This is a genomic window from Allobosea robiniae, assembly GCF_900102525.1.
GTDB classification, from domain to species: domain Bacteria; phylum Pseudomonadota; class Alphaproteobacteria; order Rhizobiales; family Beijerinckiaceae; genus Allobosea; species Allobosea robiniae.
In genome coordinates this window covers 595694-622239 of record NZ_FNBZ01000002.1, presented here as the reverse complement: position 1 = coordinate 622239, position 26546 = coordinate 595694, and the positions used below count along the sequence as shown (strand labels likewise).

Annotated in this window: 30 protein-coding genes; 14 read left to right on the top strand and 16 right to left on the bottom strand. The window is 66.6% G+C overall.

Going from position 1 to position 26546, the window contains the following annotated elements; translation table 11 throughout:
* Nucleotide 1 precedes the first annotated feature (1 nt).
* The 6 genes from BLQ70_RS08695 to yidD all read right to left on the bottom strand — a co-directional run bounded on the left by BLQ70_RS08695 (nucleotide 2) and on the right by yidD (nucleotide 6701).
* Nucleotides 2–724, bottom strand: coding sequence for an SGNH/GDSL hydrolase family protein (locus BLQ70_RS08695; protein ID WP_061967073.1), 723 nt, complete (start codon nucleotides 722–724; stop codon nucleotides 2–4).
* 23 nt (nucleotides 725–747) lie between these two features.
* Nucleotides 748–1974, bottom strand: a complete 1227-nt coding sequence (locus BLQ70_RS08690) for an OpgC family protein (RefSeq protein WP_061967072.1) — start codon at nucleotides 1972–1974, stop codon at nucleotides 748–750.
* Between the two features lie 272 nt (nucleotides 1975–2246).
* Entirely contained in the window at nucleotides 2247–2864 is a 618-nt protein-coding gene (locus tag BLQ70_RS08685; RefSeq protein WP_091856615.1) for a GDYXXLXY domain-containing protein, read from the bottom strand.
* Complete coding sequence (locus BLQ70_RS08680) at nucleotides 2864–4153, bottom strand: DUF2157 domain-containing protein (RefSeq protein ID WP_170843350.1); 1290 nt, start codon at nucleotides 4151–4153, stop codon at nucleotides 2864–2866. The genes BLQ70_RS08685 and BLQ70_RS08680 overlap by 1 nt, the downstream gene beginning before the upstream one ends.
* A 155-nt stretch (nucleotides 4154–4308) precedes the next feature.
* Nucleotides 4309–6306 carry a threonine--tRNA ligase gene (gene thrS, locus BLQ70_RS08675; protein ID WP_091856613.1) on the bottom strand — a complete coding sequence of 666 codons (1998 nt, stop codon included), beginning with the start codon at nucleotides 6304–6306 and terminating at the stop codon, nucleotides 4309–4311.
* A gap of 65 nt (nucleotides 6307–6371) precedes the next feature.
* Complete coding sequence (gene yidD, locus BLQ70_RS08670; RefSeq protein ID WP_091856612.1) at nucleotides 6372–6701, bottom strand: membrane protein insertion efficiency factor YidD; 330 nt, start codon at nucleotides 6699–6701, stop codon at nucleotides 6372–6374.
* 164 nt (nucleotides 6702–6865) lie between these two features.
* Here yidD and BLQ70_RS08665 point away from each other — a divergent pair, with 164 nt between their 5' ends.
* Nucleotides 6866–7567, top strand: a complete 702-nt coding sequence (locus BLQ70_RS08665; RefSeq protein WP_170843349.1) for a phosphatase PAP2 family protein — start codon at nucleotides 6866–6868, stop codon at nucleotides 7565–7567.
* Nucleotides 7568–7574: 7 nt separating this feature from the next.
* Here BLQ70_RS08665 and BLQ70_RS08660 read toward each other — a convergent pair whose 3' ends face one another.
* The gene (locus BLQ70_RS08660) at nucleotides 7575–8021 is read right to left on the bottom strand and encodes an iron-sulfur cluster assembly scaffold protein (RefSeq protein WP_091856610.1); all 447 of its coding nucleotides are present in this window, start codon (nucleotides 8019–8021) and stop codon (nucleotides 7575–7577) included.
* A gap of 296 nt (nucleotides 8022–8317) precedes the next feature.
* Here BLQ70_RS08660 and folE point away from each other — a divergent pair, with 296 nt between their 5' ends.
* The 3 genes from folE (at nucleotide 8318) to BLQ70_RS08645 (ending at nucleotide 10617) form a co-directional block, all read left to right on the top strand.
* On the top strand, nucleotides 8318–8962 hold the full coding sequence (gene folE / locus BLQ70_RS08655; protein ID WP_091856609.1) for a GTP cyclohydrolase I FolE: 645 nt from the start codon (nucleotides 8318–8320) through the stop codon (nucleotides 8960–8962).
* Nucleotides 8963–9029: 67 nt separating this feature from the next.
* A complete protein-coding gene (gene hisI, locus BLQ70_RS08650) occupies nucleotides 9030–9437 on the top strand; it encodes a phosphoribosyl-AMP cyclohydrolase (protein ID WP_091856608.1) in 408 nt (135 codons plus the stop codon).
* Between the two features lie 202 nt (nucleotides 9438–9639).
* Nucleotides 9640–10617, top strand: a complete 978-nt coding sequence (locus tag BLQ70_RS08645) for a patatin-like phospholipase family protein (RefSeq protein ID WP_244511946.1) — start codon at nucleotides 9640–9642, stop codon at nucleotides 10615–10617.
* Between the two features lie 24 nt (nucleotides 10618–10641).
* On the opposite strand, the gene BLQ70_RS08640 is transcribed toward BLQ70_RS08645, so the two are convergent.
* The gene (locus BLQ70_RS08640; RefSeq protein ID WP_061967056.1) at nucleotides 10642–11073 is read right to left on the bottom strand and encodes a CBS domain-containing protein; all 432 of its coding nucleotides are present in this window, start codon (nucleotides 11071–11073) and stop codon (nucleotides 10642–10644) included.
* A 175-nt stretch (nucleotides 11074–11248) separates the two neighbouring features.
* Nucleotides 11249–12061, bottom strand: coding sequence for a rhomboid family intramembrane serine protease (locus tag BLQ70_RS08635; RefSeq protein ID WP_061967055.1), 813 nt, complete (start codon nucleotides 12059–12061; stop codon nucleotides 11249–11251).
* A gap of 409 nt (nucleotides 12062–12470) precedes the next feature.
* On the opposite strand from BLQ70_RS08635, the gene BLQ70_RS08630 reads away from it, so the two are divergent.
* Both BLQ70_RS08630 and BLQ70_RS08625 read left to right on the top strand, forming a co-directional pair.
* A complete protein-coding gene (locus BLQ70_RS08630; protein ID WP_061967053.1) occupies nucleotides 12471–13040 on the top strand; it encodes a PAS domain-containing protein in 570 nt (189 codons plus the stop codon).
* Nucleotides 13041–13100: 60 nt separating this feature from the next.
* Entirely contained in the window at nucleotides 13101–13715 is a 615-nt protein-coding gene (locus tag BLQ70_RS08625; protein WP_061967052.1) for a PilZ domain-containing protein, read from the top strand.
* A gap of 40 nt (nucleotides 13716–13755) precedes the next feature.
* Here BLQ70_RS08625 and BLQ70_RS08620 read toward each other — a convergent pair whose 3' ends face one another.
* The gene (locus BLQ70_RS08620; RefSeq protein WP_091856606.1) at nucleotides 13756–14394 is read right to left on the bottom strand and encodes a glutathione S-transferase family protein; all 639 of its coding nucleotides are present in this window, start codon (nucleotides 14392–14394) and stop codon (nucleotides 13756–13758) included.
* Nucleotides 14395–14757: 363 nt separating this feature from the next.
* Between BLQ70_RS08620 and BLQ70_RS08615 the strand changes: the two genes are divergently transcribed.
* Nucleotides 14758–15393: a transglutaminase-like cysteine peptidase gene (locus tag BLQ70_RS08615; protein ID WP_091856605.1), complete on the top strand. Its 636-nt coding sequence runs from the start codon at nucleotides 14758–14760 to the stop codon at nucleotides 15391–15393.
* A gap of 144 nt (nucleotides 15394–15537) precedes the next feature.
* On the opposite strand, the gene BLQ70_RS08610 is transcribed toward BLQ70_RS08615, so the two are convergent.
* The gene (locus tag BLQ70_RS08610) at nucleotides 15538–16068 is read right to left on the bottom strand and encodes a gamma carbonic anhydrase family protein (RefSeq protein ID WP_091856604.1); all 531 of its coding nucleotides are present in this window, start codon (nucleotides 16066–16068) and stop codon (nucleotides 15538–15540) included.
* Nucleotides 16069–16122: 54 nt separating this feature from the next.
* Nucleotides 16123–16449 carry a DUF6949 family protein gene (locus BLQ70_RS08605; protein WP_091856603.1) on the bottom strand — a complete coding sequence of 109 codons (327 nt, stop codon included), beginning with the start codon at nucleotides 16447–16449 and terminating at the stop codon, nucleotides 16123–16125.
* A gap of 240 nt (nucleotides 16450–16689) precedes the next feature.
* Between BLQ70_RS08605 and BLQ70_RS08600 the strand changes: the two genes are divergently transcribed.
* Nucleotides 16690–17409 carry a hypothetical protein gene (locus BLQ70_RS08600; RefSeq protein WP_061967043.1) on the top strand — a complete coding sequence of 240 codons (720 nt, stop codon included), beginning with the start codon at nucleotides 16690–16692 and terminating at the stop codon, nucleotides 17407–17409.
* Between the two features lie 120 nt (nucleotides 17410–17529).
* On the opposite strand, the gene BLQ70_RS08595 is transcribed toward BLQ70_RS08600, so the two are convergent.
* On the bottom strand, nucleotides 17530–17742 hold the full coding sequence (locus tag BLQ70_RS08595; RefSeq protein WP_061967041.1) for a DUF3126 family protein: 213 nt from the start codon (nucleotides 17740–17742) through the stop codon (nucleotides 17530–17532).
* A gap of 169 nt (nucleotides 17743–17911) precedes the next feature.
* Here BLQ70_RS08595 and BLQ70_RS08590 point away from each other — a divergent pair, with 169 nt between their 5' ends.
* Nucleotides 17912–19288, top strand: coding sequence for a serine hydrolase domain-containing protein (locus tag BLQ70_RS08590; protein ID WP_091856602.1), 1377 nt, complete (start codon nucleotides 17912–17914; stop codon nucleotides 19286–19288).
* Nucleotides 19289–19346: 58 nt separating this feature from the next.
* Nucleotides 19347–19685: a hypothetical protein gene (locus BLQ70_RS08585; protein WP_061967040.1), complete on the top strand. Its 339-nt coding sequence runs from the start codon at nucleotides 19347–19349 to the stop codon at nucleotides 19683–19685.
* On the opposite strand, the gene BLQ70_RS08580 is transcribed toward BLQ70_RS08585, so the two are convergent.
* Nucleotides 19682–21004, bottom strand: a complete 1323-nt coding sequence (locus BLQ70_RS08580) for a serine hydroxymethyltransferase (protein WP_091856601.1) — start codon at nucleotides 21002–21004, stop codon at nucleotides 19682–19684. The two genes, BLQ70_RS08585 and BLQ70_RS08580, sit on opposite strands and share 4 nt — an antisense overlap.
* A 126-nt stretch (nucleotides 21005–21130) precedes the next feature.
* Between BLQ70_RS08580 and BLQ70_RS08575 the strand changes: the two genes are divergently transcribed.
* Nucleotides 21131–22036, top strand: a complete 906-nt coding sequence (locus tag BLQ70_RS08575; protein WP_162766515.1) for a LysR family transcriptional regulator — start codon at nucleotides 21131–21133, stop codon at nucleotides 22034–22036.
* On the opposite strand, the gene cysE is transcribed toward BLQ70_RS08575, so the two are convergent.
* Both cysE and BLQ70_RS08565 read right to left on the bottom strand, forming a co-directional pair.
* A complete protein-coding gene (gene cysE, locus BLQ70_RS08570; RefSeq protein WP_091856599.1) occupies nucleotides 22027–22875 on the bottom strand; it encodes a serine O-acetyltransferase in 849 nt (282 codons plus the stop codon). The two genes, BLQ70_RS08575 and cysE, sit on opposite strands and share 10 nt — an antisense overlap.
* Before the next feature lie 187 nt (nucleotides 22876–23062).
* Nucleotides 23063–23830 carry an alpha/beta fold hydrolase gene (locus tag BLQ70_RS08565; protein WP_091856598.1) on the bottom strand — a complete coding sequence of 256 codons (768 nt, stop codon included), beginning with the start codon at nucleotides 23828–23830 and terminating at the stop codon, nucleotides 23063–23065.
* Nucleotides 23831–23952: 122 nt separating this feature from the next.
* On the opposite strand from BLQ70_RS08565, the gene BLQ70_RS08560 reads away from it, so the two are divergent.
* The 3 genes from BLQ70_RS08560 (at nucleotide 23953) to BLQ70_RS08550 (ending at nucleotide 26508) form a co-directional block, all read left to right on the top strand.
* On the top strand, nucleotides 23953–24912 hold the full coding sequence (locus tag BLQ70_RS08560) for an acetyltransferase domain-containing protein (RefSeq protein WP_170843348.1): 960 nt from the start codon (nucleotides 23953–23955) through the stop codon (nucleotides 24910–24912).
* Between the two features lie 79 nt (nucleotides 24913–24991).
* Nucleotides 24992–25243: a zinc-finger domain-containing protein gene (locus BLQ70_RS08555; protein ID WP_091856596.1), complete on the top strand. Its 252-nt coding sequence runs from the start codon at nucleotides 24992–24994 to the stop codon at nucleotides 25241–25243.
* Between the two features lie 83 nt (nucleotides 25244–25326).
* A complete protein-coding gene (locus BLQ70_RS08550) occupies nucleotides 25327–26508 on the top strand; it encodes an FAD-dependent monooxygenase (RefSeq protein WP_091856595.1) in 1182 nt (393 codons plus the stop codon).
* The last annotated feature ends 38 nt before the right edge of the window (nucleotides 26509–26546 follow it).

Here is a 26546-nt window from a genome sequence, read left to right as displayed (position 1 = left end):
CTCAGTTCGTCGGCTTTCCCTTGCCGGCCGTCTCGATCCTCACCGGCCCGATTCCGGCGACGATCCCGTCGGCCAGCCGCAGCGCCAAACAGCGGTAACCGGCATCGACCAGATGCAGCCCGTCCATGCCGACGAGTTCCTCCGGCGTGAACTGGCGCGAATTCGACCAGCCCTTCATCATCGCATAGCGGGGGAAGAGCGAGACCCCCTGATCCTGCGCCGTCTTCACCAGCACGGCGCGGTAATCGTCGTAATGTGGGTAGCGCCCCTCGCGCGGCAGCCAGGGCAGATCCATCAGGATCATCTCGATCCCGGCGGCGCGGGCCTTGCCCACGCCCTTGCGCAGGATCTTGGCGAGCTTCTCCTCGCCGATATCGCGGATCGCATCGTTGATGACGGTCTGCCAGATCACGATCGCCGGCTTCTCCTCGACGACGTCGGCCTGCATGCGCAGGAGCATGTCATAGGCCGACTGGCCGCCGACACCCTTGTTGACGACCCTGACCTCCGCCCCGGGCAGGCGCCGGCGCAATTCCGCCTGGAGCACGGCCGGGTAGCTCTTGTCGTCGGCGCTGGCACCGGAGCCCGCGGTCGCCGAGGAGCCCAGCGCCACGACGGTCAGGCGGCCGGTTTCTTGGAGGGCCTTGCGCGCCCCCGGCAGGCGCGGCTGGAACAGTGTCTTGGCCGCTTCCGCACGGCAGCGGATATCGGGCGGCGGCGGCATCGGCGCCGCGCCCGCCGCGGAATTCAGTGCGAGGAGAAGGAAGGCCGCGCTGGCGGTGCGCCACGGGCCGGGGCCGTCTCGGCGCTTGCGCCGCGTTTCGTGATCGAACGGTACCACGACAGGAAAATCCCTAACCCTGTCAGAATTGTAACGCCAGCCGTGCATATCAGCAACTGAACGCCCAGATCGAAGGATGTTTCCGCAAGAAGAATCTGTCCGATGATCGAGAGGACGATTCCCGCGCAGAAGACATGAAGCGAGTTCTGCCCGGCACTGGCCAGCATGCGGCCCGGCAGAGCCTTCGCCAGAGCAGGTCCCGCCGGCAGCCAGCGGATCGCCAGCCAGGCCAGCGCGCCGATATGCAGGAGCCGTGTCCAGGCGAGATTGGTCTTGTCCGAACCGAGCTGCACAGAATCGAACCAGTCGTTCAACGCAGCGATACCCGTCGGATTGCCGCTCGAGATCTTCACCACCCAGGCGAAGGCGATGAAGGCGACCGCCGCGAGATCGAGCCACACCAGGCGCGGGACGCGAATGCCGAGTTGCGCCCCACGGCCGATGACGACGCCGAGCGTGAACACGACCTGCCACGCGAACGGATTGAAGAACCAGACCCCGGCATTGCCATTGGGCAGGCTGAGCTCGAAGGCGAGCGCCGCCTGCCAGATCGCCAGCGAGCAGGCCAGCGTCAGCAGCGGGCTCAGGCGCACCGCGTAATAGATCACCGGAAACAGCGCCAGCAGCACGATATAGAGCGGCAGGATGTCGAGATAGGACGGCTGGTAGGTCAGCGTCAGCGCGCCGATCAGTGCCTCGACGGTGTCGCGGAAGAACGGCTGGATGTTGATCGCCTCGATATAGAGCGGGTTCTGCGTCCGCGTCACCGCCGTGGCGACGACGCCGCAGACGATGATGAAGACCGCGATATGGGCGATGTAAAGCGTCCAGAGCCGCGCACCGAGCTTCAGGCCTGCGACCGCGAAGCCGCGCTGCTCGATCAGCCCGCCATAGGCCAGCGTCGCCGAGACGCCGGCCAGCAGCACGAAGATATCGGCCGCGTCCGAGAAGCCGAAATTATGCGGCATATAGGCCGAGACGACGTTCCCCGGCATGTGGTTGATGAAGATGATCAGTAGGGAAAGCCCACGGATCACGTCGATCCGTGCATCCCGCCCCGGCGCGGCCAGCGCCGCATCCACGGCCGGACGGCCGAGAAGCAGGAAGCGCCTGAAGGAAGAATCGGAGGACACGGGACGGCAGTCCTTCAGCAGGCCGGAATATCGGATCGAAACGCTGTGGGCCAGGGAGGGTTCCCGGCTACCCATTCTCAAGATGAACGCTGGTTGTCGAATTCGTTCATCTGGCGTTCATATAACTCGCGAGGATTCACGTCACGCGGCGCGTTGTCACAACCGCGTGTGGCGGATCATGCGGGGCTTTGCGGCAGGTTTGAGACGAAGCGCGGCCGGCACGGCAATGTGATGCCGCGCCGGTCGGATCAGGGCTGTTCAGCGAGCCGAAGTCAGTACGGTGGTTCGGCGTAGAGCGGCTTGCCGTCGATCAGCAGGCGCTTGATCGCGGCCTCCCCGGAAGACGAGACGGCAGCGACGACCTCGATGCGGGCCTTGTCGGTGGTCTCGATCGCCTTGCCCTCGCCCTGCGGCACGAAATAGCTCTCGAGCCCATAGGCGATGCGCAGGCGGTTGCGCCGGCCGCTGCAATCGAAGTCGCCGTCGGCATTGGTGGCACAGGCCGAGGTCGAGGTGACCCGTCCGGCGATCACCACGGTGCCGTCCACGGCCTTCGGCCAGTCGCGCGTGACGCCGGTCGCCTTGGCAAAACCCTGCTCGTCCTGGCCGAGGCTGACATAGACCCGCTCGCCGCGCTCGAACGCCGGCTGGCCGGCAGCATCGGCTTCCACCGTACTGATCGGATAGGCGAGGATGACATAGTCGCCACGGAAGAGATCGCGCGGATCGACCGGCACGCTCCGCAGCCGGATCTCCGCCCCACCCCGCAGGATGCGCGCCCGCTGCTCGACAAGCGCGAGCAGGACAAGCCCCAGCAGCAACGCGGTTGCCAGCGCACGCCAGACCAGCGGCACCTTGGCGACGAGGTTATCGGCCGAAAGCGCGCGCATCAGGCGGCTTCCTTCTCAGGCGGGTTGAGGCGGGCGAAGAGGCGGCGCGCACCGGAGGCGACCGCCAGCAAGGCCGCGCCTGCGACGAGGAAAAACAGCGACTGGTCGAGCAGCGTGCCGATCGTCTGCCAGAGCAGGATCAGGATCGCGACGCCGAACAGGACCGAACCTGCCAGCACCAATCGCCTGATGCCGCCGACCGCCCCTGCCGCGACAAGCGCAGTCGCGGTCAGCAGCACGAGGCTTGCAACGATGATCTTGCCGGCCATGGCGGTGACGATGCCGGTCCAGAACACGGCCGGCACCAGCAAGGCGAAGGCAAGCCCCGCTGCCAGCGGCCAGGCAAAGCGCCGCTCCCGCGCGAGCCCCGCCATGCAGGCGACGACTGGCAAAGCGATGGCATAGGCCAGGAAGACGAAGCGGAAGGCGTGTCCGGCCCGCGCCTCGTCGCTGTCGAGGATGCGGATCAATTCGACATTCAGAACCAGCACCAGCCCGAGCAGCCCCCAGGGCAGGCAGGCGGTCAGGACCGATGGCAGGCCCCGGTCGAGCGCCAGCGCGCCCAGCGCCACATAGAACACGGCGAGCGCCAGCCCATAGGCCAGGAGTCCGTAATCGAAACGATCGAACAAGCCATAGCCCGGCGCCATGGCGAGCCAGGCGGCCGCCGCCAGCACGACGAGGTGATGGACCAGCCGGTTGTCGCGCGACAGCGAGAGCCACAAAGCCGGCAGATAGAGGATGAAGAAACCGAGATGCGCGCCGCTGCGCGCCTCCTCCCAGCGCCCGCCGCTCCAGGCGCAGATCGCGATCAGCGCGATCGCGAGCGCGCCGTTCGAGCGCATCAGGAATGCGGCGATCAAGCCGCCGAGCGAGACCAGCAAGGCCCCGCCCGGCCAATCGGCCGGCAGATGGTACATCTGGCCGACGAGCGCGAGCCCGGCGCCGAAGATCAGCACGCCGCAGGTCACGGCGGCATCGGCGCCACGCGGCGAGCCCTGACGCTCCAATCGGAAGGCATAGGCGATACAGGCAGCGATGGCGGCGAGGATCATGCCGAGCTTGACGAGGCGCGGGATATCCTCCCAGCCCGCGGCGACGAAGGCCGCGACGCTGGCCGCGATCAGCAGGCCACCGAGCAGGCCGATTACCGCCGGCAGGCGGATGCCGCCCTGCTCGCGCGCGACCGAGCGCCGGATCGCGGCGGCACTTTCGGCACTCAGCCACCCCTCGGTGACCCAGCGGGGAAGATCGGCTTCGAGCCGCTTGCGATAGGAGCCTGTCAGCATCGCCGGCAATCTGGCATGGCGAGGCCTGGATTCGCTAGGGGCGTACATTCCACGCCGTCGTTCTCGGGCGAAGCGGAGCTTCGACCCGAGAATCTCAGCCAGAACAGGCTGGTTTCCGAGATGGCCGGGCCGAGCCCGGCCATGACGGCCAGTCGTCAGGCCGCCTTGACGGCCTTCTTGCGCGCCAGATCCGGCGCCAGCGCCTCCTGGCCCAGCGCCTCAAGCGCGGCGTCCAGCGTCATCACCGTCTGCGCCTGGCTGCCGAGGCGGCGGACCGTCACGGTCTTCTCCTCGGCCTCGCGCTTGCCGACGGCGAGGATGACCGGGACCTTGGCCAGCGAGTGCTCGCGCACCTTGTACGAGATCTTCTCGTTGCGCAGGTCGGCGCGAGCGCGCAGGCCCGCGCCCATCAGCACCATCGTCACCTCCTCGGCATAGGCATCCGCCTCCGAGGTGATCGGACAGACCACGATCTGCTCGGGTGCCAGCCAGAGCGGGAAATGCCCGGCATGGTGCTCGATCAGGATGCCGGTGAAGCGCTCCAGCGAACCGCAGATGGCGCGGTGGACCATGACCGGCTGCTTCTTTTCGCCGTCGGCGCCGATATAGAAGGCGCCGAAGCGCTCCGGCAGGTTGAAATCGACCTGCGTCGTACCGCATTGCCAGTCGCGCCCGATGGCATCGCGCAGGACATACTCGAATTTCGGCCCATAGAAGGCGCCCTCGCCCGGATTGATCTCGGTCTTGATCCGGTTGCCAGACTGCTTCGCGATCCGCTCCAGCACGCCAGTCATCACCTGCTCGGCATGGTCCCAGACCGCATCGGAGCCGACACGCTTCTCAGGCCTTGTCGAGAGCTTGATGACGAGCTCCTCGGTGAAGCCGAAATCCTCGTAGACCGAGAGGATCAGGTCGTTGATCTTCAGGCATTCGGCCGCAAGCTGCTCTTCAGTGCAGAAGATATGCGCGTCGTCCTGCGTGAAGCCGCGCACGCGCATCAGCCCATGCAGCGCGCCCGAGGGCTCGTAGCGATGAACATTGCCGAATTCGGCAAGCCGGATCGGCAGATCGCGATAGCTCTTCAGACCGTGCTTGAAGATCTGGACATGGCCGGGGCAGTTCATCGGCTTCAGCGCGAAGACGCGATGGTCGCGCTCGGCATCGGCCGGGTTCTCGAAGGCCGAGGCCGATTTCACCGCGAACATGTTGTCCTGGTACCAGCCCCAGTGGCCCGAGGTCTCCCAGAGCGACTTGTCGAGGATCTGCGGCGCGTTCACCTCCTCGTAGTCGGCGGCGAGGCGCCGGCGCATATAGGCGATGATCTCCTGGAACAGGCGCCAGCCCTTGGAGTGCCAGAACACGACGCCCGGCCCCTCCTCCTGGAAGTGGAACAGGTCCATTTCCCGGCCGAGCTTGCGGTGGTCGCGCTTCTCCGCCTCCTCAAGCTGCTTGAGATAGGCGTCGAGCTCTTCCTGCTTCGCGAAGGCCGTGCCGTAGATGCGGGTCAGCATCGCGTTGTCGGAGTTGCCGCGCCAATAGGCGCCGGCCGTCTTCATCAGCTTGAAGGCGTTGCCGACCTTGCCGACCGAAGTCATGTGCGGGCCGCGGCAGAGATCGATCCAGTCGCCCTGCGCATACATCTTCAGCGTCTGGTCGGCGGGGATCGCATCGACCAGCTCGACCTTGTAGGCCTCGCCCTTGGCGGCAAAGAAATCCTTGGCCTTGTCGCGGCTCCAGACCTCCTTGGTGAAGGGTTTGTCGCGCGCGATGATCTCGCGCATCTTCTTCTCGATCGCCGGGAAGTCTTCAGGCGTGAAGGGCTCGTTGCGGGCGAAATCGTAGAAGAAGCCGTTCTCGATCACCGGGCCGATCGTCACCTGCGTACCGGGAAACAGCTCCTGCACGGCCTCGGCGAGGACGTGGGCGGTGTCGTGCCGGATCAGTTCGAGCGAACGCGGATCTTCCCGGTTCAGGAGCTCGATCCTGGCGTCAGTGGTGATCGGGTCGGAGAGATCGACGACGGTGCCGTCGAGCGCCATCGCGACGGTGCGCTTCAGCAGGGAGGGAGAAATGCCCTTGGCGATCTCGACTCCGGTGATGCCGGAGGGGAATTCGCGCTTGGCGCCATCGGGAAATGTCAGGGAGATCGTCATCGATCGTGCTCCTGCTCACTCGGGGATACGGACCCCGTAAGTCAGACCGGCTGCGAATGTGAGGGTTACGTTCCGCCGCCCGCAGTCGGTTCGGCGTCGGAATCGAAAGCCGCCGGCACGTTTGTCCCGCGCCAGCGGCCATAGGACCATGGCCTATACCACCTCGCATCGGGCGGCAATGCCTCGCAGACGATGTCGACGCCGCTGGTGCCCCATGGGTTGCAACGGCAGATCCGCGCGAAACCGACCCAGCCGCCGCGCCAGAGGCCGAAGCGAAGGATCGCCTCGTCGGTATAAGCCGAGCAGCTCGGCCAGTGCCGGCAATGCCGCCCGACCAGCATCGAAAGGCTGAGCTGATAGCCACGAATCGCGATATGAGCGGCTTTCCGAGGCAAAAGCGCAGCCTTTCGCAAGCGCGAACATCTTTGCTTAACAAAAAGACGCTGAAATAGATCGTCTGCTTCGTTCCGTTCAGCCGTCACCAAAACCGCTTCCCTTGCTCGACACCGGACACATGATGCGCGCCGTTCGCTTTCGCCAAGCCCCCATTCGCAAAGCCTTGTTCGGTGCCGGACTGGCGCTCGGCCTCGGCCTCGCCATGCCGGCTTCCGCCCAGCAGCGGCCTTACCTGCTCTGGCTCGACGGCGCCAAGCTCGACATCGCCCATATCATCGGCCTGCCGCCGGCGCAGAACAGCCCCGAGGGCAAGGCAGAGTTCGAGCAGGTGCAGCAGATCGTGCTGAACCGCACGCCCGAACGCGAGAAGGCCGCGATCGCGGACCAGCGTCAGGCTCTGGTGAACTTTCTGAACGGCATGGACACTGGCTATGTCGACAACACCCATCGCGAGGTGCGGTTGCTGTTCCGCGAGGCGCAGGTCGAGCTCGGTATCCTCCTGAAGAGCGTCAACCGCCTGACCAGCCGCCAGCGCCCCTTCCAGCTCTGGGCCAAGGTCCGGGTCAAGCCCTGCCCCGGTGCGCGGCCGGTCGGCACCTCCTTCCCGTCCGGCCATGCCGCGACCGCAGCCCTCTATGCCGAACTTCTCAAGGCGGCGATCCCCGAGCTGTCGGACAAGCTGGAAGAACGGGTAAAGAGCTATGACGAGAGCCGCCTGATCTGCGGCTTCCACTATCCCAGCGATATCGTTGCCGGCGACAAGGTCGGCCGCGCCGTCGCCAAGGCCCTGCTGGCGGACCACGCCTTCAAGGTCCGCTTCGACGAGACCCTGCCGGAAATCCGTGTCGCCTTCGGCGTGAAGTGAAAAACGGCTAGGCCGCGGCCTCGCGCCGCTTCGCCTCGATCTGGTCGATCGCATCGACCACTGCGTCGAAGGTCAGCATCGTCGAGGCATGGCGCGCCTTGAAGTCGCGCACCGGCACGAGCACGGCGAGATCGGCCCACTTGCCCTCGGGCGGCTCGGCATTGTCCTTCAGGATGGCGCGCGCCTGCTCGCGCACCTCCCGTAACTCCGCCGCCGTCGCCCCGACGACGTGGCGCGCCATGATCGAGGACGAGGCCTGCCCCAGCGCGCAGGCCTTCACCTCATGGCCGAAACCGGTGACGACATCGCCCTCCATGGTGACATCGACTGTCACGGTCGAGCCGCATAGCTTCGAATGGGCGCGCGCCGTCGCGTCGGGCGATGGCAGGCGCTGCAGCAGGGGGATATTGGCGGCAAGCGAGAGGATGCGCTTGTTGTAGACGTCGTCCAGCATGGTTCGATCCTAGAGCACGCGCCGATCGGATTGCAGCGCAATCCGATCGGACAACGCGTTCTCTATCGTATAGTCGGAGGCGGATTCACCGATCAGGTTGAATAACCTGATCGGACCCGGCTCCGGCCGGTCTGGAATGACCGGCACCAGAACCCAATATAAGGTTGATCGCCGCAAAACGGGAGGGCATGGGAACCTCTTCCGCCGTGAGGCATCAAACTTGTCGCACCAGCCGAGCAGCCGCAGCCTTCAAGGGGCGGTTCGCAAGGCTCCATCGTCCCAACGGGAGGCACCACATGATCCCTGTGGTTAAGTCCTTGTCCGTCGAGGGGGCCATCAGCCCCTCCGCCGACAAGTTTCTGGTCCGCAAGCCGACACAGGAAGAGGCCGAGGCCGCTGTCCGCACGCTGTTGCTCTGGGCGGGCGACGATCCGTCGCGCGAGGGCCTGGCTGACACGCCGCGACGCGTCGCCAAGGCCTACAAGGAATTCTACAAGGGCTATGCCGAGGACCCGCGCCATATCCTCGACCGTGTCTTCGAGGAGGTCGAGGGCTATCGCGACATGATCCTCGTCCGCGACATCCCGTTCTATTCGCATTGCGAGCACCACATGGTGCCCTTCGTCGGCAAGGCGCATATCGGCTATTACCCGTCGAAGGGCGTGGTCGGCCTCTCGAAGCTCGCCCGCATCGTCGATGTCTATGCCCGCCGCCTGCAGACACAGGAGACGATGACCGCCCAGATCGCCGACGTGATCGAGGAGGTGCTGGAGCCGCGCGGTGTCGCCGTCCTCGTCGAGGCCGAGCATATGTGCATGTCGATGCGCGGCGTGCAGAAGCAGGGCTCCTCGACCATGACATCGCAGTATCGCGGCGTTTTCCGGGACGATCCGGCCGAGCAGGTCCGTTTTTTCACGATGGTCAAGTCGCCGGGGCTGTGATGGCGCCGGTTGGCCGTGCCTTGTCGTTCCCATACAAGGCGCGTGACTGCCTTTGCCCGGAGCCGAGATGAGCCTTTTCCCCACCGCGCCCGACAAGCACGCCCTTGAGGAGGGCACGGTGCTCAGCCCCCGCTTCGACGCGAACGGCCTGGTGACGGTCGTCGCGACGGAGGCCGATAGCGGCGCGGTGCTGATGGTCGCCCATATGAATGCCGAGGCGCTGCAACGCTCGATCGAGACCGGCGAGGCCTGGTACTGGTCGCGCTCCCGCCAGGAACTCTGGCACAAGGGTGCGACCTCCGGCCAGATCCAAACCATCGTCGAGATGCGGGTCGATTGCGACCAGGACGCGCTCTGGATCAAGGTGAAGGTCGCCGGCGACGGCGGCTGTTGCCATACCGGGCGCTGCTCCTGCTTCTACCGGGTCCAGCCGCTGCGAAACGAAGCGGACAAGCCGCTGATCGTTTGCGACTGACCGGATTGAAGCCGGCGCACATCGTCGATGCCGCCGGCACGCCTTCACGGATCCGTCAAAGAGAGGCGATAATGGCCGGAGGCTGGCCGTTCATCTTTCGCTCATCGGCTTCTGAGACCCTCTCATTCCACGGAGGGACAAGCCCATGCGGTGGGATGGTGTCGCGCGGCGAGCCTTTGGTCTCGGCGGAGGTGGTGCCGCAATGAATGACATGCGCCCGGTCGAGGGCCAGCCGGCTCTGGTCCGGCCGAAGATCGGCCTTGCGCTCGGCGGTGGTGCGGCGCGCGGCTGGGCCCATATCGGCGCTCTCGAAGTGCTGATCGAGGCCGGCTTCGGCCCCGACGTCATCGCGGGGACGTCGATTGGCGCCGTGGTCGGAGGCTGCCTCGCCGCGGGCAAGCTGCCCGAGCTCAGCGAATTCGCCACCAGCATGACCAAGCGCCGCATCGTCGGCCTGATGGATTTCCATATCGGCGGCGCCGGGCTGATCGCGGGGGGGCGCCTGAAGCGCCTGCTCGAACAGCATCTCGACGGTATCCGGATCGAGGAGCTGGATCGCCGTTTCGTCGCCGTCGCGACCGAGCTCGGCTTCGGCCACGAAATCTGGCTGACCCATGGCCCGCTCGTCGAGGCGCTGACGGCGTCCTACGCGCTGCCCGGCATCTTCGACCCGGTGAAGCTCGGCGGACGCTGGCTGATGGACGGCGCGCTGGTCAACCCCGTCCCGGTCACGGCGGCGCGCGCGCTCGGCGCCGATGTCGTGATCTGCGTCAACCTCAACAGCGATCTCGCGGGCCGCGGCACGACCATCCAGGATCAGAGCTCCGACCCCGATCCGCTCGTGCCGGAGCTGCGGGTCGAGCCGGAGCCGCGCTGGTATGACGGGATCAGCGGTGCCGCCAAGCGCGTCCGCAACATCGTCGGCCGCCCGACCGAGAACCGTCCCGGCCTCGCCGGCGTGATGATCGACGCCTTCAACATCACGCAGGACCGGATTTCGCGCTCGCGCCTGGCGGGCGACCCGCCGGACGTGATGATCGGCCCGAAGCTCGGCCGCATCGGCCTGTTCGATTTCCACCGCGCCGGAGAGACCATCGAGCTCGGCCGGCAGGCGGCACGGCGGGCCCTGGACGACATCGCGACCCTCGTTGCCGCGAACCATATCGCGCCGGAGAGCTGAAGCCCTCCGGCCGCGCAGATGGCATCAGGCCATGGCGATGTAGTCGCGCATCGCCTGGCTCTCGGCCTCGATCGCGGCGACCCGGTGCTTCACCACGTCGCCGATCGAGACGATGCCGGTGACGCGCCCGTTCTCGACCACCGGGACGTGGCGGAAGCGGCCCGTCGTCATGATCTCCATCAGCTCGTCGACGCTGGTCTGCGGCCGGCAGGTCACGACCTTCGAGGTCATCGAACGCGAGACCGCGCTCTCCAGCGCCGCGCCGCCCAACTCGCCGAGCGCCCGGATGATGTCGCGCTCGGACAGGATCCCCACCAGCGCGCCATCCGCCCCCATGACGATCACGGCACCGATGCGCTTCTCGCTCAGCGTGCGGATCGCCTCGGACAGCGTCCGATGCGGCTGCATCGAGATGACATCATGCCCCTTGCCGCTCAGCAACTGCTCGACATTCATGGCTCATCCCTCCTCGCAGGCGCGCCGTTCCCGGCGCGCGGTTTCGCTGGAACTCCGCAAGCGCCGGCAAGACTCTCCATGCCGGCTGGCTCGGGAAGTGCTTCGCAATGAAGCGAGTGTGGGCGAAGACCATGACGCAGGCAAGATCGCGGGAAGCGGACCGGAGCCGCTCTTGTCAGCGCCGCTGCTGGCCCCGGTCGAGCAGCGGAAACAGCAGCAGCCCGACGACGAAGCCGCCGATATGGGCCTCCCAGGCGATGCTGGTCTCCTCGCCGAAAATCGGCACGAGCCCGGCGCCGAACAGGATATTCGTCACGAACCAGATCGCGATGAACAGCAGCGCGCGCGAGTTGCGCCAGAGCTGCCCGAGCGGTTCGGCCGGGATCGCCTTCACGACCGCGTCGTCGCCAAGCTCGCCGAAGCGCAAGCCCGGCGCGAAGACAAAGCGGACCGCTGCCGCCGTCGCCCCCGAAATGCCGGCGGAGGCACCGACCAGCGGCAGCACGTCGAGATCGCGTGACCACCAGTGCAGCAGCGCCCCGCCGATGGTCGCCAGCGCCACCAGGTTGAGGAAGCGGCCAGGTCCGAGCCGTCGCGCGACCGGGCTGCCGAAAGCCGCGAGCCAGACCGCATTGGAGACGAGATGCAGCCAGGAGCCGTGCAGGAAGCCATAGGTCAGGACCGTCCAGAGGCGGACCCCGCCATCGGCGAGCAGAAGCCTGACGAGTTGCAGCCGCTCGACCACGTCCTGTCCGGCCGTGGACTGCGCCATCGCGCCGACGACGTCGTCGATCCGGCCCGGCGAAAGCCAGAGCGTCAATCGCGCCGGAACGAAGGCCAGCCAGGACATCAGCACGTAATCGTCATAGTCCGACAAAAGCGAGCGGCCGGCCTGGATCAGGACCAGGACCGCCAGCAGCCAGACCACGACCGAAGGCAGGTTGAAGACGGGCTCGCGCCGCGGCGGGGAAGGATCGTGGGAAGCCATGCGGCCGTCACACTTGCCGAAGCACCGGCGCGGCGCAAGCGGCCGACCACCTCGACTCAACGAAAAAGGGGAGCAGCTCGCGCCGTCCCCTTTTTCGCCGGCTGTGAGGCCGCCCGGTCGTGCCGGGCGGCTGGCTCACGCCCCCCTCCACCTCGTGCCGCGCATGCTGTCCGCACCCGCGAATTCCGGGGCAATTGATGCGCATTTTAACGATCATCCACAATCGCAACACTTGATTAACCCTAACGACCCTGCCGCCTCCCCCGACTCAGGCGGTGGTGGCAAGACGGCACGGCGAATGCGTCAGCGATCTTCCGAGGGACTGATTCGTCCTCCTTTCGAACGGATCCGCGTCATCTTCGGACGCGAGGCCGCTCCGGGGAGAGACAGACGGCAATATGGGCACAGGATGAAGAACGCGAGCACACGTCTGGTTTTCGAATATTGGGACGGGTTGCGCGGCGACCGGGCCGCGCCGGAGCGCGGCGAGATCGAGCCCGGGGCCTTGCGGCACGCCCTTGCCGACACCTTCGTGCTGGAGAACGAGCCGATCGGCCCGGTCTTCCGGCTCGCAGGGACGCGACTCTGCGCCCTGATCGGCCGGGAATTGCGTGGCCGGGCCTTCACCGCGCTCTGGGCCGATGTGGAGGCCCAGGGCGACATGCGCCGCCTCGTCCAGACCGTGATGGACGAGAGCGCAGGGGCGGTTGCCGGCCTCTCTGGCAAATCGGCCACCGGCACGCCGATCTACCTCGAACTGCTGCTGCTGCCGTTGCGTTATCGGGGCCGCACCCATGCCCGCGTGCTGGGCGCGCTCTCGCCTGCCCTGTCGCCGGACTGGCTCGGCCTCGATACCATCGAATCGATGCGGATGATCTCGCTCAGGATGCTCTGGCCCGCGGCGGCCGCACGCCCACCCGCCACGCAGCGCCGTGCCGAACCGCCCCGTCTCGTGGTATTACCGGGCGGGCGGGCCTGATCTGAACGTTACGTTAACCCAACCCGCCTAGGATCACCCGGGAATCCAGGTCGGGAATTGATGTTGAGCGCCCTCAAAACGCCCCGTGCGGCTGCTTTCCCTGCTGAGCGCAGGCGGCATTTCCGTATGAAGGTCGTGCTGCTGGGGCGCTACATGCTGCCGAACCGCATGGAATATCCCTGCCAGTCGATCGACATTTCGCCTGGCGGCGTCCATCTCGCGGCGCCGGCCAAGGCCCGGCCCGGCGAACGCGTCATCGTCTATCTCGAGCATCTCGGCCGTATCGAGGGCACCTGCGTCCGCACCACGGCCGAAGGTTTCGCGATGACCATCACCGCGACCAGCCGCAAGCGCGAGAAATTCACGGCGCAATTGACCTGGCTCGCCAATCGCGAAGAGCTCGGCCTGCCCGAGGATCGCCGCCACGAGCGCATCGTGCCGCGCAATCCGCGTTCGGTCCTGATGATGGATGACGGCACCGAGCATATCGTCCGCATCATCGACATCTCGCTCTCGGGCGCCGCCTTCTCCAGCGATCTCGACCTGCCGATCAACACGCCGGTTCGCCTCGGCACGACACCGGCCCGCGTCGTGCGCCGCTTCGACGGCGGCTATGCCGCCGAGTTCCGCTTCCCGCTCTCGGCCGACCTGCTCGACGAGAACCTGGAGCTCTGAAGCCCCGCTTTGCGGGCCTCCTGCCCTTTCCGCATCACATTCAGGCACGCCGCTTCGCGTCGGCAGCCTTGAACAAGGCGGTCTGATCGGCCTTGGCCTTGCGGAAGGCCAGGCGATCGGTGATGCGGGCGACATAGGCCTCCGTTGCCGGCCGGTCGCCGAAGGCGCGGAGCTTCTCGACCCGCAGCACATCCGCCATCAGCAGATCCGCGACGGTGAAGCGGCCGGCCGCGAGCCACTCGCGTTCGCCCAGAAGCGTTTCGAGCTGGCCGAGGCGCATGCCGAGCCATCCCGTCAGTTGATTTTCGGCGGCACCAGAGACCGTCAGGAACCACCAGGGCACGGCGACCATCTCGATCGAATTGAGCGCGGCCAGCGTCCATTGCAGCGTTTCCGCTTCCCCGATCGGATCGACCGGCATCAGCGTCTCGCTTTTCCGGGCCAGGTGCAGCAGGCCTGCTCCGCTCTCGAACAGCTTCACATTGCCATCGTCCAGGAACGGAATCTGGCCGAAGGGCTGACGCGCGAGATGGTTGGTCTCGCGACCGTCGAACGGGATGGTGCGAACGCCGTAGGCGAGACCGGCCTCCTCGCACGCCCATCTCAGCCTGAGGTCGCGGACGAAACCCCACACGCCCTCGGGCACCCAATCATAGGTCCAGATCGTCAGTGCAGTCATAGCGAGCCTTTCGAACCTGAGTCGGTCGGGAACAATTCCTCATCGCAGGCTGGCGTTCCACTCGATCTCGCGGCCCTCTCCCCGCCTACGCCCTGGATTCGGCGGACCAACCAACGCCCTCCGTGCCGCCTCGGCGCGGTAACGATTGAGTAGGTTAATCGACCCTTTCAGCACAACGAACAATTAATGGTTAACGCTTGGTTGTCCCATCGCATCGAAACATTACTTCCGATTTCGAACAAGGTTGATCCTGATTTTTACTTGGCTGCTGTGACGGCCGAATACATAAATTTGTATGTTTCCATTTCAGTTCGAATCCATCTGCCGCCGCGCATCGTCTCCCCGGGACAGAAAGGGGACGACATGCTCTCACTCCATCGCAATCTGATTGGTACCGCACTGGCCGCCATGGTCGTCATGACCGGCGCAACCTCGGCTCAGGCTCAGGGCTCGGCCGGCATCCCGGTGGCGAGCCTTCCGGCCGATGCTTCCGGCGACGCCCGTGCGCCCTATGCCTGGACGGATTTCTGCAAGCGTATGCCGTCGGAATGCCGCGTCGACACCCGCGAGGCCGAGCGGATCGAAGTGAACTCCAAGCTCTGGAAGACGATCGTCGCCGTCAACAACACGATCAATCGCGAGATCGAGGCGATCACCGACGAGGATCATTGGGGCCTCGTCGACCGCTGGGACATCCCGACGGATGGCAAGGGCGATTGCGAGGACTACGTTCTGCTGAAGCGCAAGCGCCTGGCCGAAGCCGGCCTGCCGCGCCGCGCCATGCTGGTCACCGTGGTGATCGATGAGGAGAATGCCGGCCACGCCGTGCTGATGATCCGTACCGATCGCGGCGATTTCATCCTCGACAACAAGCGCAACGCGATCCTGCCCTGGAGCCAGACCGGCTACGTCTACGTCAAGCGCGAGTCCCAGTACCGCACGGGCTGGACCTCGCTCGGCGGCGCGCAGACCCCGACGGTCGCCTCGGTGCAGCGTTGAGGAAGACTGCCGCGGCCACAAGCCGGCTGCGGCGATAAGGACGGCGAGGCTCGGTCACGTCCCCACCCACCCGTCCCCAAGGGATCGGGTTTCGCCAAGGGCCGGCTTTCCACATCGGGAAGCCGGCCCGCTGCGTTTTTGGCTTCAATCCAGCCGTTGCAGGCCGACCGCGAATTGCCGCCAGCGTTGCACATAGGCGCGCGCCGAGGCCGTGATCCCGTCCGCGGCCTTCTCGTCGAGCGTCCGGATCGCGCGGGCCGGCGAGCCGACGATCAGCGCGTTGTCGGGAAATTCCTTGCCCTCCGTCACCAGCGCATTGGCGCCGACGAGGCTGTTGCGGCCGATCCTGGCGCCGTTGAGCACCGTCGCTCCCATGCCGACCAGGCTGTTCTCGCCGATCGCGCAGCCATGCAGGATGGCGCGATGGCCGATCGTGCAGTTGGCGCCGACCGTCAGCGGAAAGCCCATATCGGTATGGAGCACGCAGCCTTCCTGGATATTGCTGCCCTCGCCGATGCTGATCCATTCATTATCGCCACGCAGCACCGCGCCGAACCAGATCCCGACCCCTGCCGCCAGCCTGACCCGGCCGATGACATGCGCATCGGGTGCGAGCCACCAGTCTCCGGCCTCGGCGGTTTCGGGGCTGGTTCCATCGAGCGCATAAAGGGGCATCGGCTTGTCCTGACGGTTCGAGCCCTCAGGATTGCAGGCCCGCAACGCCCGTCGTCAAGCGCCGAGGAAATGCAGCAGGTCGAGCACGACCCGCCCCGAGGCCAGGCTCCAGATCGCGGCGGTCATGCTCGCGAGCATCACGAAGGCGAACGGCCTCCCGTCTGACGGCCGGCTGTGCACGGTGTTGCGCAGGATCAGGAAGGGCGCGCAGAAGACCACCACGGGCACGCTGGCGACGGCAGCGAGCCCACCCGCCTGCAGCAGCTTGAAATCCGCGCGCCGTGCCGTGAACAGCTCGAACGCGCTCGCCAGCAATCCGGCGAAGGCGAAGCCGAGGAACAGGGACTGGAGCGCCTCGACGGCGGAAGGCTGGATGGTCACGGACGCAAACTCTCGACCAGAGCGACGCCCGAGCCTGCCGTATGACCTGTGGCCTGTGAAGGACAGATTTAACCGATGGTTAACCGTACCGGCGCGGTCATGGTTTACGGCGCGTTAAGCCGTCGGTGATTCAGTGGTCGCGACGAAAGCATTTTCGAGCGAAGTGGACACCGGTTCGCGTGAACCGAAGGTACGCGACAACGAAAATGCGATAACGAGCCTAGCGCGCAAGGCACCGGGATGACCGCATCGCTGCCCTACCACCGGCCCGGCCACCAGGCCGCCCACCTGACCTCGATGGTGCGCATGCGCCTGCAGCGGCAGACTGCCCCGCTTCCGCGCGCGGATGGTGCCCTGCTGAAGGCGGTGCTGCTGATCCTGACGGCGGGCGTGCTGGCGACGGCGCTGGCCGTCTACCTGACCCATCGCCGCGACGAACCGGGAGCCGTGCCGCAGCCGGCCCGCGTCGGCGATGTCGCCCTGATGATCCCGAAGGACCTCTCCGGGATCGATGATGATGGCGATACGAGCCGGCTCGTCGGCATGGTCCGGCTGCGCCTGGACTGGCCGAGCCTCGGCCCGGCCCAGCCGGAGAACCGCAAGCGGCTCCTTGTCACGTTGAGCCCGCCCGACCGGGTCAACGAGCCGGCGCGGCAGCTCGCCACCTATGCCCGCTTCCTGACGCCGACCGTCTGGTCCAATCCCGGCGGCCTCGTGGTGCGCGGCTTCCGCAAGGGCTCGCCCTTCGAGAACGACGAGTTCTACGTCTCCGTCCCCGATGGCAAGGGCTTTGCCGCGCGCTGCCCGATCGACACCGGCTCCGGCCTCGACGAGCCCTGCCGCATCACCTTCCAGCATCGCGGCATGGACGTGAACATCCGCTTCCCTCGCGCCATCATCGCCGACTGGGCCGTGATGCTGGGCGGCGTCCGGCGGACGCTCGACGGGCTGATCCGGTAAGATTGCACGTCATTCTCGGGCGAAGCAGGGCGCAGGCCCGAGAATCTCAGGTAGCAAGAGGCGCCGGAACCTCATGGTCACGAGATGCTCGGGTCGAGCCCGAGCCTGACGGCCGTCGTCTCAGTCCTCGAGATCGACGTCGAGGATCGCCATGGTGAAGTTGAAGGAGCGGTCGCCATCCTCGTCGTCGACATGGATGATGCCGATGAACTCCTCGCCCAGATAAACCTCGGCCGAGTCGTTCTTCTTCATCCGGGCGCGTACGCTGATCGCATGGTTGTTGAAGGTGCGGCGCAGATAGCCTTCGAGCTTGGCGAGTTCGGTCTTGTCCACGGTCCTGGGTCCTTTCGAAATTGGCCGGGAGCGATGCCACGACAGGCCGGGAAGGGCAAGCGAAAGCAGCCGCCGTAAACATGGCCGGCCAGCCTTTCCGGTGGTTGTCCGGCATCGGCGGAATCGTGCGATGCTCACACTCTTCCGGAACCGTGACGGACCTGAGATCATGAAGCCGTGGCTTGCTCCCGCCCTCGACTATGTCGCGACCTGGCTCGATTTCCAGCGCCGCCACCATGACCAGCCAGGCTGCGCGGTTGCGATCGCTGATGGCAGCGAAGTCGTTCTGGAGGCCGCCTTCGGCACCGCGAACCTCGCGACCGGCGAAGCTCTGACGCCGCGCCACGGCTTCCGCATCGCCTCGCATTCGAAGAGTTTCACCTCGGCCGGCATCCTGCGCCTCGTCGACGAAGGCCGCCTGCGGCTCGACGACGAGGTCGGCAGCCTGATAGACGGTCTGCACCCGGAAATCGCCAAGGTCACGATCGGGCAGGTCCTCTCCAACAGCGCCGGCCTCACCCGCGACGGCCCCGATGCCGGTCAGTTCCTCGACCGCAAGCCCTTTTGCAGCAAGGCAGAGCTGCTCGCCGACCTCGCGAAGCCGCCGGTTCTTCCGAGCTCGCAGCGCTTCAAATACTCGAACCACGGCTTCGCCCTGCTCGGCCTCGTCATCGAGGCCGTGACCGGCCAGAGCTACAACGAATGGATCACCGACGAAGTCGTCGCCAAGGTCGGTCTCACTGAAACCAAACCCGATATCGGGCTCTGGGGTCCGCGGCCGATGGCGAAGGGGCATAGCGGCAGGCACTTGCTCGGCCGGCGCGCGGTCATCCCGGCCGATAATCACTGCCATGCCATGGCGTCCGCCACCGGTTTCGTCGGCACCGTCGCCGACGTCGCGCGCTATTTCGCGCAGCTCTCGCCAAATGCCGAGCGCAGCATCCTCTCGGCCAAGAGCCGCCGCGAGATGACCCGCCGGCTCTGGCCGGACGACGAATCCAGCCTCGGCCGCCATTACGGCCTCGGCACGATTTCCGGCGGCGAGGGTGACTGGCGCTGGGTCGGCCATTCCGGCGGCTTCCAGGGCTTCATCACCCGCACCGCCATCCTCCCGAAGCAGGATCTGACGATCTCGGTCCTGACCAACGCCACCGACGGCCTCGCCCATCCCTGGCTCGACGGCGTCGCCCATATCCTCAAAACCTTCGCCGAGCGCGGCGCCCCCTCGGCAAAGACGCAGGACTGGACCGGCCGCTGGTGGACGCTCTGGGGCGCGACCGATCTCGTGCCCGTCGCCGACCGCGTGCTCTGCGCCGCTCCGGCTTTGCTGACGCCCTTCCTCGACGCCGCCGAGATCGCGGTCGAAACTCCCGATCAAGGTCGCATCGTCCACGCGTCGGGCTTCCACAGTCCTGGTGAGACCGTCACCCTGGAGCGGGACGGAGCAAACGTTCGCTCGGTCAGGATGGCGGGATCACGCCTGCTCGGCGCGGACGCCATGCGCGCCGAAATGGAAGAGCGCTACGGCGGCGGAACGGGCGCATAATCCGTCCGCCACGCATTCGCCGCCTTCCGGTCGCAGCCTCCATCGCGAGGGCTGGCCGATGCGTGTTCTTGCCTCGATGATCGCTGCTGTCCTGGTTTCGGGAGCGACGGTCGCGCTCGCCCATCAGGCGCCGAGCGGCTGGGATTATCCGTTCTATTGCTGCCTCGATTCCGACTGCTCCCCGATCGAGGCGGAAGCTGTGCAGGAAGTCACCGGCGGCTTCGTCGTCACGATCGCGCCCGGCAAGCATCCGATGTGGTCGAGCGAGCGCAAGCAGCCGCTGCGGCTCGAAATCCCGCAGGACAAGGCCAAGCCATCGCCGGACGGCCGCTGGCATCTCTGCATCGATGATTCCGGCGAATTGCTCTGCTTCTTTGCGCCGGGCAACGATTCCTAGCGCATGAAATGCAGATTGCGGAACCGCCCGCGGAAGGCCGTGACGTCCTTCGCCACGGCTTCGGCCGGGCGCGAGCCGTTCAGCCCTTCCGCGATATAACCCGCAAGTTCCGGCATATCCGCCGCATTCATGCCGAAGCGGACGATCTCCGGCGTGCCGAGCCTAAGCCCGTTCACATCGCCCTCGACCGCGGGCAACGGCAGGCCGATGCCGCAGGAGAGGATGTTGACCATGCGCAGCTTCTTCGCCGCCGCCTGCCCGCCACCGTAAGCAGCAGCCTCGATCGCGAACTGATGCGAGGTCGTCATGCCCCGGTCGCGGGCGAAGACCGGCACCTGCCGCTCTGACAGCGCCTCGGCCAAAGCCTTGGCCGTCTTTGCCATCTCCTGCGCATAGGCGCGGCCATGCGCCTTCCAGTCGAGCAGCGAAACGGCGAGCGAAGCCGATTTTGCCGCGTCGAAATTGGCGGTGAGGCCGGGATAGGCAATGGCGTCGAGTTTTTTGGCGATCTCGGCATCGTTGGTCACGATCAGGCCGGAGGGCGGGCCGCCGAGGCTCTTATAGGTGCTCATCGTCATGAGATGGGCGCCCTCCTCCAAGGGCTGCTGCCAGCCATGGCCAGCGATCATGCCGGACATATGCGCCGCGTCGAACAGCACGATCGCGCCGATCTCGTCGGCGATGGCCCGAATCTCGCGGATCGGATGCCGGAACAGGTTGAGGCTGCCGCCGATCGAGATCAGCTTCGGACGCAGGCGCAATGCGTCGGCGCGGAGCTTCTCGACATCGACGGTGTAACGGACCGGATCGATCGGCGCGGGATGCGTGACGATGCCGTAGAGCCCGGCCGCGCCGGCGCCGTGATGGGTGACATGCCCGCCGATCTCGCCGGGCGGCGCGATGATGCAGTCGCCGGCCTTGGCCGCGATCATGAAGGCGTAGAGATTGGCGATGGCGCCGGAGGGCACGCGGATTTCGGCATATTTCGCGCCGAACACCTCGGCGGCGAGCTCGGCGGCGATGATCTCGATCTGCTCGATCGCCTCAAGCCCCATCTCGTATTTGTCGCCGGGATAGCCGAGCGAGGGCCGCGCCCCGATCCCCGCCGAGAGCAGCGCCTCGGCCTTCGGATTCATGACATTCGTCGCCGGGTTGAGGTTGACGCAGTCGCGCTCATGGATCGTCCGGTTCTCGGTCGCCAGCGCATCGATCCGCGCCGCGATCGCATCGAGCGGCTGGCTTGCCGTCTCGCCCGCAATCTTGAGCACGTAATCCTCGCTCGCTTGCGGAACCCAATCGCGCCTGCCCAGTGCCGTCATCTCGCCTGTCTCCCGAACCGCCCAATCCCGCAGTGCCGCCATAACAGCGGTTTGCCGGCCCGTGCGCAAACGAGTATTCATCGCTCGCAGGCTGAGGAATTCTCAGCCTCGACCTGGAGTTTCGCCTTGCCGGTCAAGCCGCCGCGCCCGCGCCTGCCTTCACTCAATGCGCTGCGTGCCTTCGAGGCTGCGGCGCGGCTGGAAAGCTTCGCCAAGGCCGCCGACGAGATCGGCGTCACGGCCGGCGCCGTCACCCAGCAGATCCGGCAGCTCGAAGCGGCATTGGGCTTCGCCGTCTTCCGCCGCCTGCCGCAGGGCGTCGCCCTGACCGAGGCGGCACGCGAGGCCCTGCCCCGCCTGACGCGCGGCTTCGACATGCTGGGACAGGCGGTGCAGGCGCTGCGCGATGCCCAGCCGCACCGGCCGCTCGCCATCGCCGCCCTGCCCTGCCTCGCGCAGCTCTGGCTCTCGCCGCGCCTGCCGGCGATGCGGGCCGCATTTCCAGATTTGCAGATATCGATCTCGGCGATGGAGGAACCGCCCGATCCGCAGCGCGATCCCTACGATCTCTCGCTGTTCTATCGGGAGGCCGCACCGCAAAATGGCGGACTCCAGTTCGATGCCGACGCGATCCTGCCGGTCTGCATACCTGCGCTCGCCACGAAGCTCACGACACCCGCCGATCTCGCCGCGCAGACGCTGCTGCATGATGCGGTCTGGCGCAGCGACTGGGCACGCTGGCTCGCCTTCGCCGCGCCCGGCACCAAGGTCGACCCAAGCCGCGGCCCGGCCTTCTCGCTCTACAGCCTGGCGCTCGATGCCTGCCTGTCGGGCTCAGGCGTGCTGATGGGGCGGATGAGCCTCGTCGGGGGCCATCTCGCCGCGGGCAGGCTCGTCGCGCCGTTCCCGCAGGCCATGCCGACGGTCGATCGATTGACACTCGCGGCGGCCACGGCTGCCGGCGCACATCCGCGCCGGGCCGAGATCATGGGCTGGCTCGCCGGCTCTGCCGGCCGAGCGCGTCAGATATAGGCGCCGCAATCGCCGGCGAGCGTCTGGTCCATCGAGCGCGAGGGCTCGGCACAGCCGGCCTCCCCGACGACCTTCGCCGGCACGCCCGCAACAGTCTTGTTGCGTGGCACCGGCTGGAGCACGACCGAGCCGGCCGCGACGCGGCTGCATTGGCCGACCTCGATATTGCCGAGGATCTTGGCGCCGGCGCCGATCAGCACACCCTTGCGGATCTTCGGGTGGCGATCGCCGCCCTGCTTGCCGGTGCCGCCCAGCGTGACGCCGTGCAGCATCGAGACGTCGTCCTCGATAACCGCGGTCTCGCCGACGACAAGCCCCGTCGCATGGTCGAGGAAGATGCCCTTGCCGATCCGCGCCGCCGGGTTGATGTCGGTCTGGAACACCTCGGAGGAACGCGCCTGCAGATAGAGCGCGAAATCGCGCCGATCCTGCTTCCAGAGCCAATGCGCCAGGCGGTGGCATTGCAGCGCATGGAAGCCCTTGAAGAACAGCACCGGTTCGAGCACTCGGTAGCAGGCCGGATCGCGGTCGAGCACGGCCATCACGTCGGCACGCATGCCGGCGCCGATCGTCTCGTCGCTGGCCATCGCCTCGGCGAAACCCTGCTCGATCAGGTCTGCGGTCACGGCGGGGTGGCCGAGCCGTGCCGCGACGCGATGGGCGACGGCGGCCTCGAAGCTCGGCTGGTTGAGGACAGACGCGACGATCAGCGTGCCGAGCGCCGGCTCGCCGGCGACGGCCGTTTCCGCTTCAGTGCACAAGCGGGTCCAGACGGGATCGACCCGGTCGAGTCCGGTGGCGAAGTCACGTGCTTCCACGGCGGAGCGCCCTGACGGCATAGTCATTCTCCGGAAATGCTGGTCGGCGGAAGGACAGCCTACCCAAAGCAGGCATCCGCATCAAAAGCTCAGGCCGGACCGGTGTTGAATCGAAAAGCGAGACAGCGGAATCAGAATTTCAGGGAAGATCGACAACACATTGGCGTCGCCCGCTTTTCCGGTTTGCCTCTATTCATTCGCGAGATTCTCACAAACGCGCGAGGAAGTCGAGGACAGCCTGCTTGTGGCTCTTGTCGCCGACCGCGAGGTTATGGTCGCGCCCGATGATGTCGAAGGCCTCGGCGCCGGGAATGAGCTTCGCCAGTTCCGGGCCGGAGCCGGACACATCGTCCTTTGTTCCCACGCTGATCAGCGTCGGCATCGAAATCTGGCCAACCTGTTCGGCAGTCAGCGTCTGGCGCGAGCCGCGGATGCAGGCGGCCAGCGCCTTGAGATCGCTCCTGGTCTGCTCGGCGAAGGCGCGGAACATCCGCTGCATCGGGTCGGTCAGCCCATCGAGCGAGGGCGCCTCCATCGCATCGGCGATGCCGAGCGGCAGGCCGACGCCTTCGACCAGATGGATGCCGAGCCCGCCGAGCAGCAATGCCTCCAGCCGTCGCGGATGCGCCAGCGCCAGATGCGCCGAGATCCGCGCGCCCATCGAATAGCCCATCACCGCCGCCCGCGGGATGTCGAGATGGTCCATCAATCGGCGCACATCCTCGGCCATGATCTGCGAGAAATAGGCGGCGGGATCGTAGAGCTTCTCGCTCTGGCCATGGCCGCGATCGTCGAGCGCGACGACGCGATAGCCGGCATGGGTCAGCGCCTTCGTCCACTGGGTATTGACCCAGTTGATGATGTGCGAGGAGGCGAAACCATGGACGAGCACGACGGTGCGGTGCTTCGGCTCGTCGCTGGTCGGCGCCATGTCGATGAAGGCGATCTTCACGCCGTCGGAAGAAAAGCTCTGCATGCGGGTCTTGGGTCCAGCTCGGACGATTGGAACGGTGCTCTTTCCCTGCCACGGTCGAGCCGGTTTGTGTACCCGCCATGGTGCGGCTTGCTTATGAGCGCCCGCCATGATGAACGATGAACATGACCCAGCCCGCCATTCGCGAATCGTCACGTCTTGCCATCGTCGACATCGCCCGCGGCGTCGCGCTACTGGCCATGTTCGTCTACCATTTCGCCTATGATCTCTCGAGTTTTCGGCTGATCGAGACCGATATCGTCGCCGAGCCGGGTTGGCGGCTGTTCGCGCGCGGTATCGCCGGCACCTTCCTCGCCATCGTCGGTTTCAGCCTCGTCCTCGCGACGCGCAAGGGCTTCGACAGCACGGCTTATCTCAAGCGCCTCGCCATGGTCGCGGGCGCGGCCGCGCTGGTCACGCTCGGCACCTGGCGGTTCATGCCGGGAGAGTTCATCTTCTTCGGCATCCTACACCATGTCGCGGTCGCGAGCCTGCTCGCCCTGCCCTTCCTGCGCCTGCCGACCATCGTCGTCGCGCTCGCTGCGGCAGTCGCCTTTGCGTTGCCTTCCTTCGTCGCCCATCCGCTGCTCGACCAGCCTTGGGCGGCCTGGATCGGCTTCTCCCGCGCGGAAATCCACACGGCCGATTTCGTGCCGGTGTTCCCCTGGTTCGGCTGCGTGTTGAGCGGGATCGTGCTGGCCCGCCTCATCCTGCCGCGCCTCGCCGGCACGGCGCTCGCTGGCTGGCGCCCCGGCAGCAAGGCGACCCGAATCGTCGCGTGGGGCGGGCGCCACAGCCTGCTGGTCTATCTCGTCCACCAGCCGCTCTTCATCGGCGCACTGATGCTGGCAACACAGGTCATCGCCCCGCCCTCGCCGGAAGAGCGTGCCTTCCGGACCGATTGCCAGCGCAGCTGCGCCGGCCCAAATGCCCCCGAGCAGGTCTGCCGGATGGTCTGCGCCTGCACCGTCGAAGGGCTCAAGCGCGAGAAGCTCTGGCAGAAGGCGCTCGACAACCTGCTCTCGCCGCAGGAAAGCACCCGGATGACCGAACTCGCCCAGGGTTGCCTTCGCGACGGGCGCTGATGCGAAACAGCGCACTGGCGCCCGGCGGACTCACGCGATAGGTTGCGCCGCAATTCCAGCCTTTCGAAGAGCGACGACCATGGCCGCGACCGGCATCCCGCATTTCCACAACGACCCCGGCGTCCCCGTCATCCAGGTCGGCGCGCACGAGTTCATGTGCATCGGCGCCAAGCCGCCCTTCGACCATCCGCATGTCTTCCTCGACATGGGCGCGGACCACGAGATCGTCTGCCCCTACTGCTCGACGCTGTTCAAATACGAGCCGTCGCTGAAGGGCGCCGCCTGCATCCCGCCGGAATGCGCCTATACGGATTCGGCCAAGGCGGCCTGAGCCAAACACTCCACTGGTGGTTCGGGTTCTGAGGGGCACTCGCACCGCGTCTTCCAGCACCACCATCGAAGGCGTCCGATCCCGTGTCCGCTCCTCATTTCGTCATCGCCGGCGCCGGCATCGGCGGCCTGACCATGGCCCTGTCGCTGGCACGGCGCGGCATCGCAGCGACCGTCGTCGAGAAGCGCACCGGCTTCGGCGAGACCGGGGCCGGCCTGCAGGTCACCTCCAATTCCGGCCGCGTGCTCGATGCGCTCGACCTCGCCCTGCCGCTGAAGCGCATCAGCGTAACCTCGCACGGGCTGATGATCCGGCGCTGGGCCGATGGCTCGCAGGTGCTGGAGATGCCCTCCAGCCCCGAGCGCATGCCGACGCCGTTCCGCATGATGAAGCGCAACGACCTCCATACCGTGCTGCTCGACGCCGCCCGCGCCATGCCGAATATCCGCCTGATGGTCGGCCGCAGCGTGGACGAGGTCAGCCAGGATGGGGACGGCGTCACGATCGGGCTCGCCGCGCGCGACGCCGTCGGTGGGACGCTCTCCGCCCTTGGGCTGATCGGCGCCGACGGCCTGTGGTCACGCGTGCGCGATCTCACCGGCGACGCCTCGCCGCCGGTCTTCACCGGTTACGAAGCCTGGCGCGCCGTCGTGCCGGCTCGTGCTGGCGACAAGCCGCGCGTGACACTGCATATGGGCTCCGGCCGCCACGCAGTGCATTACCCCGTTGCCGCGGGCCGGGAGATCAACCTCGTCGTCGTCCGACAGGCGAAGGAAGCCCGCGAGGGCTGGTCCCGCGAAGGCGACCACACCATCGTAACCGATCATCTCGCCGGCGCTTCCCAGGCCTTACGCGATCTCACCGGTGCCGCGGAAGGCTGGCAGGTCTGGTCGCTGTTCGATCGCAAGCCGGCCGCCATGGCCAAGGGCCGGATCGCGCTGATCGGCGATGCCGCCCACCCGATCCTGCCCTTCCTTGCGCAGGGAGCGTCGCTCGCCATCGAGGATGCCGCCGTGCTCGCCCGCCTGCTCGCCGAGACGCTCAGTCGCGATGGCGCCCCCGGCGTGCCCGCAGCCTTCGCTGCCTATGCCAAGACCCGCGCCCAGCGTGTCGCTCGTGTGCAGGAGGAAAGCCGGGGCAATGGCCGCAACTACCATATGGGCTGGCCGCTCAGCATTGCCCGCGATTTCGCGCTGAAACGGCTCGGGCCGAACGGCCTGCGCAACCGCTATGGTTGGCTCTACGACTGGCAAGACACGGCCTGACCTCGTCAAAGCCGCAATCGCTTCCTATCTCTGTGCCG

Excerpts from the sequence above, each read along its gene's own strand:
- BLQ70_RS08585 (WP_061967040.1), top strand. The coding sequence starts at position 19,347 with ATGCGTGTTCTTGCCTCGATGATCGCTGCTGTCCTGGTTTCGGGAGCG.
- BLQ70_RS08645 (WP_244511946.1), top strand. The coding sequence starts at position 9,640 with ATGAATGACATGCGCCCGGTCGAGGGCCAGCCGGCTCTGGTCCGGCCG.
- BLQ70_RS08580 (WP_091856601.1), bottom strand. The coding sequence starts at position 21,004 with ATGACGGCACTGGGCAGGCGCGATTGGGTTCCGCAAGCGAGCGAGGAT.
- BLQ70_RS08630 (WP_061967053.1), top strand. The coding sequence starts at position 12,471 with ATGAAGAACGCGAGCACACGTCTGGTTTTCGAATATTGGGACGGGTTG.
- BLQ70_RS08625 (WP_061967052.1), top strand. The coding sequence starts at position 13,101 with ATGTTGAGCGCCCTCAAAACGCCCCGTGCGGCTGCTTTCCCTGCTGAG.
- BLQ70_RS08640 (WP_061967056.1), bottom strand. The coding sequence starts at position 11,073 with ATGAATGTCGAGCAGTTGCTGAGCGGCAAGGGGCATGATGTCATCTCG.
- BLQ70_RS08555 (WP_091856596.1), top strand. The coding sequence starts at position 24,992 with ATGGCCGCGACCGGCATCCCGCATTTCCACAACGACCCCGGCGTCCCC.
- BLQ70_RS08620 (WP_091856606.1), bottom strand. The coding sequence starts at position 14,394 with ATGACTGCACTGACGATCTGGACCTATGATTGGGTGCCCGAGGGCGTG.
- BLQ70_RS08680 (WP_170843350.1), bottom strand. The coding sequence starts at position 4,153 with ATGCTGACAGGCTCCTATCGCAAGCGGCTCGAAGCCGATCTTCCCCGC.
- BLQ70_RS08565 (WP_091856598.1), bottom strand. The coding sequence starts at position 23,830 with ATGCAGAGCTTTTCTTCCGACGGCGTGAAGATCGCCTTCATCGACATG.
- BLQ70_RS08600 (WP_061967043.1), top strand. The coding sequence starts at position 16,690 with ATGACCGCATCGCTGCCCTACCACCGGCCCGGCCACCAGGCCGCCCAC.
- BLQ70_RS08560 (WP_170843348.1), top strand. The coding sequence starts at position 23,953 with ATGACCCAGCCCGCCATTCGCGAATCGTCACGTCTTGCCATCGTCGAC.
- BLQ70_RS08590 (WP_091856602.1), top strand. The coding sequence starts at position 17,912 with ATGAAGCCGTGGCTTGCTCCCGCCCTCGACTATGTCGCGACCTGGCTC.
- BLQ70_RS08660 (WP_091856610.1), bottom strand. The coding sequence starts at position 8,021 with ATGCTGGACGACGTCTACAACAAGCGCATCCTCTCGCTTGCCGCCAAT.
- cysE (WP_091856599.1), bottom strand. The coding sequence starts at position 22,875 with ATGCCGTCAGGGCGCTCCGCCGTGGAAGCACGTGACTTCGCCACCGGA.
- folE (WP_091856609.1), top strand. The coding sequence starts at position 8,318 with ATGATCCCTGTGGTTAAGTCCTTGTCCGTCGAGGGGGCCATCAGCCCC.
- hisI (WP_091856608.1), top strand. The coding sequence starts at position 9,030 with ATGAGCCTTTTCCCCACCGCGCCCGACAAGCACGCCCTTGAGGAGGGC.
- BLQ70_RS08685 (WP_091856615.1), bottom strand. The coding sequence starts at position 2,864 with ATGCGCGCGCTTTCGGCCGATAACCTCGTCGCCAAGGTGCCGCTGGTC.
- BLQ70_RS08615 (WP_091856605.1), top strand. The coding sequence starts at position 14,758 with ATGCTCTCACTCCATCGCAATCTGATTGGTACCGCACTGGCCGCCATG.
- thrS (WP_091856613.1), bottom strand. The coding sequence starts at position 6,306 with ATGACGATCTCCCTGACATTTCCCGATGGCGCCAAGCGCGAATTCCCC.
- BLQ70_RS08635 (WP_061967055.1), bottom strand. The coding sequence starts at position 12,061 with ATGGCTTCCCACGATCCTTCCCCGCCGCGGCGCGAGCCCGTCTTCAAC.
- BLQ70_RS08610 (WP_091856604.1), bottom strand. The coding sequence starts at position 16,068 with ATGCCCCTTTATGCGCTCGATGGAACCAGCCCCGAAACCGCCGAGGCC.
- BLQ70_RS08695 (WP_061967073.1), bottom strand. The coding sequence starts at position 724 with ATGCCGCCGCCGCCCGATATCCGCTGCCGTGCGGAAGCGGCCAAGACA.